This window comes from Streptomyces regalis (assembly GCF_001509475.1).
GTDB lineage: Bacteria > Actinomycetota > Actinomycetes > Streptomycetales > Streptomycetaceae > Streptomyces > Streptomyces regalis.
On record NZ_LLZG01000277.1, the window covers coordinates 29,651 to 43,266 of the forward strand.

A 13,616-nucleotide genomic window follows, 5' to 3' on the forward strand; every position below is an offset into this window, starting at 1 on the left:
GGCGTGGTTCCTTACCAGGTAGGGGCAAGCTCAGAGTTTGACGGCCCCCGACGAGACCCCCCTGTAGAACCACCGCTGCGTGATCACGAACAGCACCAGCACCGGGATCACCGAGATCACCGACCCCGCCATGACCAGCCGCTGGTCGTACCCGAACGACGACGTCTGCAGCCGGGCCAGACCCAGGGTCAGCGTGAACTGTTCCTCGGAGCGCAGCACGATCAGTGGCCAGAGGAAGTCGTCCCAGGCGCTGATGAAGGTGTTGATGGTGACGACCAGGATCGCGCCGTAGGCGGAGGGGAGGTAGAGGTGGCGGAATCGCTTCCACTCGCCTGCCCCGTCCAGCATCGCCGCGTCCTCGATCTCGCGCGGGACGGCGAGGAACGCGGCCCGCATGATGAGGACGTTGATCGCGGCGACGAAGCCGGGCAGCCAGACGCCGACGAGGTTGTCGACCAGGCCCAGGTCACGGACGCTGAGGAACAGCGACACCATGATCGACTCGAAGGGGAACATCATGGACGCCATCAGCAGCACCCAGACCAGCCCCCGGCCCTTCCAGCCGGGCTTGGAGAGCATGTAGCCGGCCATGGTGGAGAAGGCGAGCTGGCTGGCGATCGAGATGACCGCGACGAACAGGCTGTTCCTGATGTACGTCCACACCGGGACCTGGTCGAAGACCTGCTCGTAGGCGCGCAGGGTCGGGTGGTGCGGGATCAGGGAGGCGCCCGAGCCGAAGACGTCCTCGCCCGCGCCCTTGAGCGACGACAGCACCTGCCAGATCAGGGGGCCGACGGTGATGAACAGGACGAAGACCAACAGCACGTAGCGGACGACGAGTTCCCGGGGGCGGCCGTAGTCGCGCCAGCGGGGCGTCAGGCGTCGGCGTTTCACCGGGACCGGCGCGGTCGTCATGCCTCGTCCTCCTTCGTCAGGCGCTGGGCGAGCAGCGTGAGGCCCAGGGTGAGTGCGAACAGGGCGACGCTGACCGCCGCGCCGTAGCCGGCGTTGCCGGTGAGCGGGTCGAGGCCGACGTCCCGGATGTAGAAGGGGAGCGTGCGGTCGGCGCCGCCGGGGCCGCCGGTGGAGCCGCCGAGCATGTAGATCTCGGTGAAGACGCGCAGCGAGCCGATGCCGGTGAGGGTGCCGACCAGCATCATCGACGTGCGTACGCCGGGCACGGTGACGTGCCAGAAGCGGCGTACCGCACCGGCGCCGTCCACAGCGGCCGCCTCGTGGAGTTCCTTGGGGACGTTCCCGAGCGCGGCCAGGTAGAAGATCATGTACCAGCCGAGGCCCTTCCACAGCGTCAGGCCCATCGCCGACAGCAGGATCAGCCAGGAGTCGGACAGGAACGGGATGGCGTCCCGGATGATGTGCGCCTTCTGCAGCCAGGTGTTGACCAGGCCCTGGTCGCTCAGCAGCCACTGCCAGCTCAGGCCCACGACCACGCTGGAGGCGAGGACGGGGGTGTAGAAGGCGGAGCGGAAGAAGCCGATGCCCGGGAGGTTCTTCTCGACCAGGATGGCGAGCAGCAGCGGCAGCAGCACCATCAGCGGGACCACGATCAGCGCGTACAGCAGGCTGTTGCGGGTGGCCAGCCAGAAGTCGGCGTCGGAGAGCATCCGCCGGTAGTTGTCCAGGCCGACCAGGTCGTACGCGCCGCCCAGCGGCTTGGCGTCGGTGAAGGACACCAGGATCGTGTTCAGGAACGGGAACACCCCGAACACCGTCGTGCCGATGATCGCCGGGAGCATCCACAGCCAGGGCAGCCACCAGCGGCGGTAGAGCGCCGCGCCCCCCGCGTCCGCCGCCGGGCCGGGCGTCACGGAGCGCAGGGCGCGGCGCAGCGGCCCCGGCGGAGGCGGTGCGGGGGAAGCGCCGGGGCGCGGGGCGCCCGCCCCCGGGGGAGCGGGAACGGGCGCCTTGTCCAGTGCGGAGCGCTGAGTCATCGTCAGCTGCCCTGCTCGATCAGCTCGTTGGCCTTCGACTGCGCTTCGTCCAGCGCGTCCTGAGCGCTCTTCTTGCCCTGCATGGCGAGCTGGATCTGGGCCGATATGGCGTTCAACTCGCCCGGTGTGAGAGCGATTTCGTCGGCCGTGGCGGTCTGCCGGTCACCGGCGACGATCTTGCGGGCCTCGGCGAACGGGTCGGTTCCCTCCACCTTCTGGAAGAACGGGTCCTTCAGCGACTCGGTCGTCGAGGGGAAGATGACGACGTTCGGGTCCTTCGCCCACTGAAGCTGGTTCTCCGCGTTGGTCAGGAACTGTGCGAAGGCGAGTGCGGTCACCGCGTTCTTGCTGGTGGACGCGACGCCTATGTACTGGGGGGCGCCGACGGTGTGGCCGAGGTCGTCCAGCATGTAGCGGGCGACGCCCGTCTTCTTGTAGATGGACGGGTTGTTCTGCTGGATGAAGCGCAGGAAGTTGGGGTTCGTCGAGCCGTAGACCAGCTTGCCCTGGCCGTAGACGTTGGACGGGTCCTGGTTGGAGGAGAGCGAGTCCTTCGGCATCGCACCGGCCTTGTAGAGCTTGGCCATGCCCTCGACCCACTGCACGGTCTTGGGGTCGTCGGCGAAGGTGAACTTCTTGCCGTCGGCGGACAGGACCTGGATGCCCATCTGCTGCCAGTCGGCCGGGATGCGCAGGGAGGGGTTGGCGAGGAAGGCGTAGTACTTGCCGTCGGACACCTTGGCGATCTTCTCGGCGTCGGAGAACAGCCCGAGGACGGACGTCGGAGGTTTGGCCGGATCCAGGCCCGCGTTCTTCAACAGGTCGCTGTTGAAGGTCTGCACGATGCCGCCGGAGTACCAGGGCAGCACGCTGTGCACCTTCGTGCCGTCGGCCTCGGCGTAGGTGCTGGACTTCCACATCGACCCGGTGAACGGCTTGCCCGCGTCCGGGGCCTTGTCGTCGAGGTTCAGCAGATAGCCGTTCTTCGTCAGCGCCACCGCCGTGTTGACGTTGATGTTCACCACGTCCGGCAGCGTGCAGCCCTGCGCGTCGGCGACCAGGCGCTGGGTGAACGTGGCGTCGCCGGGGTCGTCGATCCACTTGACCTTCGTGTCCGGGTGCTCCTTCTCGAAGGCGTCGATGACGCCGTTGAAGTAGTCGCCGAAGTCCTTCTTCAGATTGGTCGTCTGGAAGGTGATGTCGCCCTTGACGTCCCCGGAGAGCGCGCCGGACCCGACGTTCGCCTTGTCGACCTTGCAGCCGCCGGCCGTGGCCTCGCCGTCGTCGGAGCCGCCGGAGAGGCCGCAGCCGGCGGCTGCGAGTGCCAGGGCGAGGAAACATGCCAGGGATCCGGGAAGTCTGCTTGCGCGCATGGGTGCCCTCCTGCGGCCGACTGGACGGCCGGGTTTCGCTGGTTCAAATCACCAACTTGGACGCTGATTGATGAAAAGGTGGACCAGAATTCATCGGAGGTCAATGGGTTGCCGTGTTGCTTTTACGTTCCGGTCAGTGGCGGTGCTCGTGGTCCGGGTGGGACGGGTCGCCCGGGTGCTCGTGGCCCGGGGCGTACTCCACGCCGGTGCGGGCCTGGTCCAGCCAGCCGAAGAAGGCCCGCCGGCCGAGTGCCTGTCGCAGCTCGTGGGCGATGCCCTCGCGGGCCTGCTCGTACGGCAGGAAGTCCGCGGGCGCGGCGGTGGCGCCGAAGGGGTCGACGCCGCGTCTGAGGGCGTCCGGGGTGAGGAAGCGGTCGCGGTTGCGGTCGTAGTAGTCGCGTACGGCCGTTTCCGGGACGTCCTGTTCCGCCTCCAGTTCGGTGAGCAGGAGACGGGCGGCGGGGGAGTGGGCCAACGCCGCCGCGACGATGCTGCCGAGGTCGGCGACGGTTCGCTCCGCGGGTAGTGCCGCGACAGGCAGTGTTTTGTCTGCGGTGACGTCGTGGCTGGTCGCGCCCACGCGGCGGAGCCGCATATCGACACTGTCCGCGCCCCTTGAGGGCGCTGCTGAACCGTGGACTGACGGCTGCAGCCCGCGCTCTGCGCAGGCCCGCCGGGCGAGTTCGTCGGTCACCACCACCTGTGTCGCCCAGCGTCGCCGCTGCCGTTCGGCTCTGGCAAGCGCCTCGGGCTGGGTCTTGCGGTCGCGGAGCGGAACGATTTCCAAGAAGGCGTCCACGCGTTCCTTCGGGATCGCCTCACCGCGTACGAGAGCCGCGTGTTCCCCGCTCACGGCCGCACCTCCAGCTCCACCGCCTCCGTATACGCCACACAGCCGTGCCAGCCCACCTTCGCCATCAGCCAGTACGACCCCGGCGGCACCGCCCCGCCGTCCACCTCGATCTCGCACTCCAGCTGCTCCCCGCCCGCCACGGTGAAGCCCTGGCAGCCCGGCGTCACGCCCGCCCAGGTTCCCCACGAGGACACGGCCCACAGAGAGCCGCTGACCGGGCCCCGGGTCGGGTTGCGCAGGGTCACCGGGACTCGCGCCCGTTCGCCCCGGCGAACGGTGACGCGCTCAACTCCCAGCGCAGTCACGAGCGTTGGACCGGTATGCCCCTCCGGCACATCCAGCGCCACCACGTCCTCGTACGTCTGCCCGCCGTGCCGCAACCGAGCGGCGAGCCAGTGCCGTCCCGGCTCCGCGTCGGGCGGTGGTGTCACCGTGACCTCGGCCATCGTGAACCCGCCGGGGCCCAGGGTGTACGGCAGTTCGCTCGGCTCGACGGACCAGCCGGGCGGGACGTGCAGGCTCACCGTGCCCGACACCGGAGCGTCGGTCAGTTCCGAGCCGACCCGGACCGTCGCCGTGACGGGGCCGCCGTCGGCGACGGTGAGGGTGGTCGGGGAGACGTACACCGCGACCGGCATGTTGCCGCGCGGGGCGGGGCCGGAGTTGTGGAGCCAGTAGCGGGTGGGGACGGGCTGGGCGGGTTCGTGGGCGGCGATGCCGGGGCCGGGGGAGGTTTCCGCGTCGGCGGTGGCGAGGAGGGTGGCCACCTCGAAGCCGGTCAGCCCGACCTCCAGCACCCCCTGCCCGTCCGGCGTCAGCGGCTCCCCCCGCCGCTCCAGTACGTCCGCCCGCGCACCGTCCGTCCACTCCCGCGGCCCGCGCACCCGCGCCCGCACCGGCCGTCCGTTCACCTCGTGCACCCGTACGGCGACCCCGCTCCCCGGATCCGCCGCTGCCACGCTCCCCCGCGCGAGCGGCGACCCGGCCGGCTTGAGCGCGTCGAGCAGTACCTCCCCGGCGGGCTCGAGCCCCAACAGCACAGCCTTCCTCGGCAGTACGGCATCCTCGGCGGCCGTCTGCCTCAGCCGTGCCGTCAGCGGATGGTTGAACGCATGCCCGGCCTGTGGCAGCCGCAGCTCCCGCCAGTCGCCCGCGCCCGCGACCACGGCGTACTCGAAGGTGTGCGACCAGCGCTGGAGCTGGAAGGCCGAGCCGTCGGGTGTCGTACGCCGGGGTGGGTCCACCCAGATGCCGGAGGGCCAGCCCGTGCAGGAGCGCATCAGCGACATGTAGAGGTCGCCGGAGGACGTCACCACGCAGCCCGGCGTCCCCCGGTTCAGGACCGCGAAGCTGCGGCCGTCCCACGCGTCCCCGGGCGGCAGGGCCTCCCCGCCGCCTGCCGCTGTGGCCCGCAGGACCGCGTCGTCCAGGTCGGCGATGAGCGCGTCGACGGCTTTGGCGTCGTCCTCGGGGCGGGTGCCCGCCACCACGAGCAGCGGCAGCCGCTCCAGGTCGCGCAGGTCGGCGCCGGGCACCCACTCCTCCCGCAGTGAGGCGCGCGGTGCGACCCAGACGGCGGCCACTCCTCGTTCGGCGAGCTGCCGGCGCAGTTCGCGGCCGGCCGCCGGGTCCCAGCCGAGGGCCTCGGCGACCACGGTGTTGCGCTCGGGCGCGCCGACCGCGATCCGGATGTCGGGCAGGTTCGAGTCGACCTCCAGGTCGCCGTAGCGCGGGCCTCCGGCGATCGTCGAGGTCGCCGTCACGCCCACGCGCACCAGGGCCGCCGCGAGCGCGGCGCCCAGCTCACCGGCGTCGTCCCAGGAGGAGTACACCAACTCGGCGACACCGATGGACCGTTCGCCGAGAGGGCCTCCGGAGCCGTCGGCCACCGCGACCCGCGCGGTGGACCCCAGTCCGAACCACGTGTTGGCCGGATTGTCCAGCGTCCACGGGAACCGTTCGCTGTCCACCTCCACGAACCCGAACCCGCGCCCGATCACCGCGTCGGCCACCTCGTGCACCGGCAGCCCGCCGCGCACGTCGGAGGGCCAGCGGACCCGGATGAGGCGGTCGGCGCCGTCGTAGCCGTCGAGGGTGGTCGTGAGGTCGAGACGGTCGACGCCCTTCCACAGAGTCAGCCGCTGGGTGTAGCGGAAGAGGCCGAGGTCGGCGCGGACGGTGATCCGCGATCCGGCAGGGGAGTGCTCGACCTCGATGTCGGCCGTGACGTCCCTGCCGCGGGCGGCCGTGGTCCCGGTCGGGGTGAGGTGCCAGGGGCCCTCGCCGAAGCGCGGGTGCCTCGGGTACTCCTCCTGCACGACGAGTTCGTTGCCGATGTCGCCGGGGCGCAGCAGTTCCCGGCCGCCCTCCGCGAGCGCCCGCAGGCTGCTGACGGCACCGCCGCGCGCGGGGTCGACGGTCACCTCGTAGAACTCGTTGCGGATGGTGACGCCCTCGCCGTGCGTCCACTCGGGGACGGTCCCCTGGGCGAGCGGGAGCGCCTTGAGACCCATGCCCGGCACCTCCGGTACGACGACGCGGAGTTCGCCGTCCTCCCGTACGGCGGGCAGGGGAAGCCCGGTGTCGTCCAACGGGACGAGCCCCGGGTCCTCGACGGCCAGTACGTCCCGCCGCTCCCACGTCGCCGCGTTGAAGACCACCAAGTCGGGTGTGCCGCCCGGTAGTTGGGCAACCCTCCTCGCGAGCGCGTCGGTCGCGTCGGCGTGCACGGTCTCGGCGAGGTCGTACAACTCCCGCCAGCCGGTGAGCAGATCGATGTAGACCTGGTCGGACTCCGAGCCGGTGATGGCGTCGTGATGGGCGCCGTAGATCAGCTGCCGCCACGCCTTGTCGAGTGCCGCGTCCGGATAGGGGTGCCCGGTCACCAGCGAGGCGAGCGTCGCCCAGGCCTCCGCGTCGGCGAGCAGCGTCTCGCCGTACCGCTGGGCCTGCTTGGTGTCGATGTAGGAGACGTCCTTGCCGGTGTAGATCGGGTTCATGTCCCGCGTCTGCGGGGACGCCTTGCGGCCCTCCGACTCCAGCTCCGCGCGTACGGCCGCGAAGAAGTCCCGGGGGATCCCGCTGATGAAGCGCGGCCAGACGTAACGGGCGTTCCAGTCCCGGTGGATGTCCATCACCCAGCGGCACGGCGGCGCGTAGTCACCGCCGACCGGAAGCAGCACATTGCGGGTGAGCGCGACCTGCTTCAGCCCCTTGAACAGCTTGAGCGCGGCCGCCTTCGCCTCCGGCAGGGTCGGCGCGTTGTCGATCGCCCAGCCGGCGCCGTAGTGGTTGACCATGTACGCGGTGAGGATGCCCCGCCCCGAGGGGGCGATCCAGTCGAACTCCGCCGGGAACTGCATCCGCTGCGGATCCCGCGGCTCCTCACCGAAGACGGACAGGGTGGGACCCCACTGGTGGAAGGGCCCGCGCGCCCACGAACTCGACGTGACGCCCGCGTCCGCCATCAGCCCCGGGAACTGCGGATCGTGCCCGAACGCGTCCAGCTGCCAGGCCGTCTCCGGGGACGCCCCGATGATCCCGCGCTGGAAACCGTCGCCGTACAGGGCGTTGCGTACGGTCGCCTCGGCGCCGGTGAGGTTGGTGTTCGGCTCGTTGTAGGTGCCGCCCATGATCTCGACGCGGCCGGTGCGGATCAGCTGGCGCAGGAAGGCGCGCTCCTCCGGGAAGGCGTCCCAGTAGGGCTTGAGGTAGTCGACCTCGGCGAGCACGAAGGTGTACGCCGGGTCGCGCCGGGCCAGATCGCAGTGTGCGCGGACCAGGCTCATGCCGGACTGGCCGCGTGAGTCGAAGGTGCGGGCGGGCAGGCCGGTGGAGGCGGGGTCGTCGGCCACGTCCCAGGTCTCGGTGTAGGCAGCCTGGGTGTTCCACCAGACGGGGTCGTAGTGGAAATGGCTGACCATGAACATGGACCAGCCGGGTTCGGCGACCGTGAACGCGGCGGAGTGTTCTGCCGTTCGCCCCGGGGCGTCGGCGTCCTCGGCCGTGACCCTGACATGCGTACGGTCGCCGGGGGCCAGGTCGGTCGTCACCGGTATCTCGGCGCGTACGGTGCCGTCGTCCCCCGCGGTCGCCTCGGCGGAGCCGTGGACACCCGGCCCCTCGACGGTGAGCCGGACTGCCCGGCCGGGAGCATGTCCGATCTCGACGGCCACCACCTGGTGCGGCTGGTCCTCGGTACCGACGAACAGTTCGGTCGACTCGACAGAGATGACGCGCATGGGGCTCCTACGAGTGCTCGTGGGGAGCCCCATCCTGGCATCGAGGGGATGATTCAAACAACCACCTTCACGTATCTCAGGTGGTTGAGCCATACATTCCGAGCGGGCTCAGCGAGCCCGGCGGTTCTTCACCGCGTGCTGCGGGGTGATGTGGTCCGTCAGCGCGAGCGAGGCGCTGGCACGCTGGTAGGAGACCTGGCCGACCCGGACGTAGAGACAGTCGACGATCATCAGGACGGAGTGCCGGCCGCCGATGCTGCCGGTGCGGAAGCTGGTCTCCGAGGTGGCCGAGATGAGCCGGATGTCGGCGGCCTTGGCCAGCGGGGAACGCGGGTCGGTGGTGATGGCGATGGTGGTGGCGCCCCGCTCCTTGGCCATCTCGAACGGTTCGAGGGTCTCCCGGGTGGCTCCCGAGTGGGAGATGCCGATGGCCACGTCGGCGGGGGTGAGCAGGGCCGCGGAGGTGGCCGCCCCGTGCACCTCGGTCCAGCCGCGGACCTGGCAGCCGATGCGGAACAGCCGTGTCTCCGTCTCCTGGGCCACCGCCCCGCTGCCGCCGACGCCGTACACGTCAATACGGCGGGCGCGGGCCAGGGCCTGGGCCGCCCGCTCCAGCGCGTCCAGGTCGATCCGGTCGATGGTCTGCTGGATTGCGCGCAGGTCCGCGCTGCCGACCACCTGGACGACCCGTTCGAGGCTGTCGTCGGGGGAGATGTCGGGCCCGATCTCGGCGGTGCCCCAGTCGGAGACCTCGCCGCGGCCGCGCTCCTGGGCCAGCTCGATCAGCAGATGCTGGTAGGAGTCGAGGCCGATGGCCCGGCAGAAGCGGGTCACCGTCGCCTGGGAGGTGCCGGTGCGGCGGCCCAGCTCGGCGGCCGAGCAGTGGGTGACGGCGGCCGGATCCTCCAGGATCAGCTCGCCGACCTTCCGCAGGGAACCGGCCAGCCGGGGCAGCTCGGTGCGGATCAGTGTGGTGACGTCCGTCGGGGGCATGGGGAGAAGGTATCAGCCACCGTTTGTCCCACAGGATGAATACCAGGACCGGGAAAGGCGCCGGGAACCTGACTCATCGGCCTTGCCGCTCATTGCCCTCATTGCTCCTGCCATCCAGTGTGTGATTTATTGATTCATCGATGGAGTCGTACGGGGTGGTTCAATCCACCAGTGGGGAGTGACGCGTGTCCGACGAGTCTGTGAGCGCCCAGCGCTTCGCGCGCGAGAGCATGGCCGTCCTCGACCGCATGGCCGATTCCGCCCGCGACGACGTGGCGCGCGCCGCCGAGCTGATCGCCGACTGCGTGCGCGCGGACGGCGTGATCCAGGCCTTCGGCACCGGCCACTCCCAGGCCATCGTCCTCGAACTCGCCGGACGGGCGGGCGGATTGGTGCCGACCAACCGGTTGAGCATCGCCGACCTTGTCCTGTACGGCGGCGACACCCCGAGCGTCCTCGACGACCCGCTCCTGGAGCGCCGAGCCGGAGTGGCGGCCCGGATCTACGAGCTCGCCGCGCCACGCCCCCAGGACCTCTTCGTCGTGATCTCCAACTCCGGCGTCAACAACGTCATCGTGGAGATGGCCCTGCAGGCCAAGGAGCACGGCCACCGCCTCCTCGCCCTCACCTCCCTCACCCACACCCGCGCCGTCCCCGCCGGACACCCCAGCGGCAAGAAGCTCGCCGACCTCGCCGATGTCGTCCTCGACAACGCGGCCCCGCGCGGCGACGCGCTGCTGGAGCTGCCGGGCGGCGGCGCGGTGTGCGCCCTGTCCACGCTGACCGGCGTGATGCTCGTCCAGATGGCCGTGGCCGAGGCATCCTCCCAGCTCCTGGCCGCCGGGGAGCGACCGCCGGTGTACGTCTCGGCCAATGTGCCGGGTGGCTTCGAGGGCAACCTGGAGCTGGAGAAGCGGTACGCCGGACGGATCCGGCGTACCGCGAGCTGATCACTCCACGGGTACGGGCGTCAGTGCGACCGCCAGCGGATAGGCGCCCGTCTTCAGAGGCGCCCCGGTGGTGCCCGACGCGGTGTCGACCGGTACCAGGGTGCTGCCGTCCGCGGTGGTGACGTAGGCCGTGCCGCCGTTCCAGTCCAGGCCGACGTCGAACGCGGACCTCCCGACTGTGACCTTGGTGCCGGGGGCGCCGGTCACGGTGTCGACCGGCGTGACGTAGTCCCCGGTACTGGGGCTGACCCACAGGGTCCGCCCGTCCGGTGACAGGCCGAGCCCGTAGGCCTGGCCCGTGACGAGCAGTGTCGGTTCGGTGTCGTTCGACGCCGTGTCGATCGGAGTCACCGTCGAGCCGCCGGAGTTGGACACGTACACCGTCCTCCCGTCGGGCGCCGCGACCACGTTGAAGGGGCGGGGGCCGACGGGGATGGCCTGGCCGGCCTGTCCGGTGGTGAGGTCGACGGGGCTGACCGTGTTGTCGTGGATGTTGGCCACGTACAGGGTCCTGCCGTCCGGGGTGATCGCCATGTTCTCGGGTCCGTCGCCGACCGGGACGGGCGCGCCGGTCTTCAGTGTGCCGGTGTCGATCGACTGCACTGTGCCGTCCGTGTAGTTGGCGACCCAGAGGGTGCCGCCGTCCGGGGTGAGCGCGAGACCGGAGGGGACCTTGCCGACGGCGACCGTGGCGGTGACCGCGCCGCCGGCCACGTCGATCACGCTGACCGTGTTCGAGCCCTGGTTGGCGGCGTACGCGGTACGCCCGTCCGCGCTCACGACGACCTCGCCGGGGTTGTTGCCGACCGCGATGTTCTTGGTCGTGCCGGCGGCGAGGTCGATGGAACTCACCGACGCCCCGCTGAAGTCGGCGGTCAGGGCGCGGGGAGTGCCGGTGCCGTCGGTGACCTGCACGGGGAGTGCGCGATCGAGGAGGCCGGTGCCGGAGACGACGACGGAGTGGACGCCCTCCGCCTTCCCGGTGAGGGTGACGGTGACCGATGCCGGGGTGGTCGCCGTGCCCTCGGAGGGCGTGGCGGTGACGCCGTCGGGCACGTCGAGCTTCCAGGCGACGGTCTTGGCCTGCGCGTCGGACAGGTCGAGGGTGACCGTCGCGGAGGCCCCGGGCTTCAGTGACAGCGAGCGGGGAGAGAAGGAGGCATCGACGCCGGGGTCGGGTGCGTTCTCCAGCATCGTCGTATAGAGGAACTGGTCCATGACGCCAGGGGAGACCTGCTGCGGGACGGCGTCCAACTCCTTGCGTTCCTTCCGGAGTTGCGTCCAGTACGTCGCGACCGCGTCCACGTCACCACGCTTGTTGGCCAGGAGCAGGTCCACGGCCGTCTCGCCCGCGCTGCCGTAGCGGCCGAGCTTGTCGAGCCAGGCGGAGGTCTCGTCGAGGAACCCGGGGTTGTCGAGACGGGCGCGCAACTGGGCGGGGGTGGCGGCCATGTCGGCGAAGTAGGAGGTCAACTCGGCTGCCGCTCGGTCGAGTCCGCTGTCCTGCTCGTAGGCCTTACGGAAGGCGGCGATCAGCTGGGTGAGGGTGGGGGACTCGGTCGGGTCCAGCTGGGAGGAGTAGTTGTTCTCGGCGAAGATCCGCAGCCACTTGGCGGCCTCGGGTCCCGCCAGCTCCCGGACCGACGCGAGGAACGCCTTGCGCGGGTCGTAGGCGTCCGGGTTCCACAGATAGGCGGCCGAGGTGAACAGCGCGATCCGGCTGGCCTCGCCCTGGACCATCGGGTTGGCGGTCACGCCGGTCGAGACGCTCGCCACCGCGGGCTCGCGGCCGGTGTAGGGGCCGAGCAGGAGACGGCTGGTGACGTAGTCGTTGACCGGGTAGTTGTCCCAGATCAGGATCGGGTGGCCGTAGACCTCGCGCGCTTGCTTCACCTGCTCGGCGGTGATGGCGGGCGCGATGACCCCGACGCCGGTCCACTCGACGACCACGGACGGGTCGAGCTTCTCCCGCAGTGCCTTCTTGTACGGGGAGTCGGCGAGGTCGGAGTACTCGGTGGGGACCATCTCCAGCGGCTGGAGTCCGGTGTGGCCGGCGGAGAACTCCTTCCAGACGGTGTTCAGCAGATGCGCCTGCGCGGCACCGGCCGCACCGCCGCCCGTGCCGAACTCCTTCTCGTCGGCGGCGCAGTTCCACTTCGTGTAGCTGATGTCGTCGAGCGGGATCGCGAAGGAGCGGACGCCGATGTCGTACAGCGAGTCGAACTTGGCGGTGAGCGCCTTGATGTCGGCGTCGGAGGAGTAGCAGACGGAGAGCCCGGGGGAGAGGGCGTAGGTGAAACGGACGTGGTTGGCGCGGGCCCGGTCGACCAGTTCCTTCAGCTTCGCGAGTGCGGCGGGCGGGTACTCGTCGCGCCAGCGGGCGCGGAGGTAGTCGTCGTCCTTGGGGGAGTAGACGTAGACGTTCTGTTTCGTACGGCCGTAGAAGTCCAGCTGGTCGAGGCGTTCGGCGTGCGACCACGGGGTGCCGTAGAAGCCCTCGATGACTCCGCGCAGGCCGGCTGTGGGCCAGTCGCGGACGGTCACCGCGGGCATGTGGTTCGTGGTGAGGAGTTGGCGCAGGGTCTGGGCTGCGTAGAAGGTGCCCGTGGTGTCGACGCCGGAGAGGGCGACGAGGGCGCGGCCGTGGGAGCGCCCGGAGGCGAGGACATGGCCGCCGGACGGCAGCCCGGCGGGCGGCTCGGCGTGGAGTTTGCGCAGCGCCGCCCCGGTGGCGGTGTTTTCGCCGGGGCCGCCGACATAGACCGTGAGGCCCGAGGCGGGGGGCTTCTCGCCCGCGTTCACGGTGATGATGCGCTCGGCGCCGGCATCGCGCAGTACGGATTCGACGAGGCGTCGGGCTGAGGGGTCGGTGCCCGGGCCGATGACCTCGACGACCCTGTCCGGGACGGCGAACCGGGCCGAGCCCGTGTGCATGCTCTTGGGGGTCGGCCATACCTGCGGGGCCGGGACTGGGACTGTGGCTGAGGTGGAGGGCTCGGGGGCGGCGGCTGCGGGCGATACGGCCGGTGCGGAGAGGCCGATGGTCAGCAGCAGGGCGGCGGTGGCCGATATGACCGGGTGCCGTGCACGTCTGACACGAGGGGGTGGAAGCACAGGTCCTCCCGGGGTGAATGTATCCACCGGGAGATGCTAGGGATGCTGAATGCTTCATTCAATGGGGCCGAAATGTACGCCGCGGCGCAGAAGGGGGCACATGGGCGCACACTGGAAGAGTGCTGTCGGTGCTCAAGGGG

General features: G+C 70.4%; 8 protein-coding genes. 1 reads left to right on the top strand and 7 read right to left on the bottom strand.

The window, feature by feature from the left end; all coding sequences use genetic code 11:
- Window positions 1–30 precede the first annotated feature (30 nt).
- The 6 genes from ADL12_RS25855 to ADL12_RS25880 form a co-directional block, all read right to left on the bottom strand.
- Entirely contained in the window at window positions 31–915 is an 885-nt protein-coding gene (locus ADL12_RS25855; RefSeq protein ID WP_062705628.1) for a carbohydrate ABC transporter permease, read from the bottom strand.
- Window positions 912–1,952: a carbohydrate ABC transporter permease gene (locus ADL12_RS25860; protein ID WP_062705630.1), complete on the bottom strand. Its 1,041-nt coding sequence runs from the start codon at window positions 1,950–1,952 to the stop codon at window positions 912–914. The genes ADL12_RS25855 and ADL12_RS25860 overlap by 4 nt, the downstream gene beginning before the upstream one ends.
- A 2-nt stretch (window positions 1,953–1,954) precedes the next feature.
- Window positions 1,955–3,325 carry an extracellular solute-binding protein gene (locus tag ADL12_RS25865; RefSeq protein WP_062705632.1) on the bottom strand — a complete coding sequence of 457 codons (1,371 nt, stop codon included), beginning with the start codon at window positions 3,323–3,325 and terminating at the stop codon, window positions 1,955–1,957.
- Window positions 3,326–3,458: 133 nt separating this feature from the next.
- A complete protein-coding gene (locus ADL12_RS25870) occupies window positions 3,459–4,178 on the bottom strand; it encodes a hypothetical protein (protein WP_062705634.1) in 720 nt (239 codons plus the stop codon).
- Window positions 4,175–8,419, bottom strand: a complete 4,245-nt coding sequence (locus ADL12_RS25875) for a glycoside hydrolase family 38 N-terminal domain-containing protein (RefSeq protein ID WP_062705636.1) — start codon at window positions 8,417–8,419, stop codon at window positions 4,175–4,177. Before ADL12_RS25875 ends, ADL12_RS25870 begins: the two co-directional genes overlap by 4 nt.
- A 108-nt stretch (window positions 8,420–8,527) precedes the next feature.
- On the bottom strand, window positions 8,528–9,412 hold the full coding sequence (locus tag ADL12_RS25880) for a MurR/RpiR family transcriptional regulator (protein WP_062705638.1): 885 nt from the start codon (window positions 9,410–9,412) through the stop codon (window positions 8,528–8,530).
- A gap of 185 nt (window positions 9,413–9,597) precedes the next feature.
- Here ADL12_RS25880 and ADL12_RS25885 point away from each other — a divergent pair, with 185 nt between their 5' ends.
- Window positions 9,598–10,362 (top strand): sugar isomerase domain-containing protein, encoded by a 765-nt coding sequence (locus ADL12_RS25885; protein WP_062705640.1) that lies wholly within the window; start codon window positions 9,598–9,600, stop codon window positions 10,360–10,362.
- Here ADL12_RS25885 and ADL12_RS25890 read toward each other — a convergent pair whose 3' ends face one another.
- On the bottom strand, window positions 10,363–13,503 hold the full coding sequence (locus ADL12_RS25890; RefSeq protein ID WP_482262455.1) for a beta-N-acetylglucosaminidase domain-containing protein: 3,141 nt from the start codon (window positions 13,501–13,503) through the stop codon (window positions 10,363–10,365). It abuts the gene before it with no gap.
- Between the last annotated feature and the right edge of the window lie 113 nt (window positions 13,504–13,616).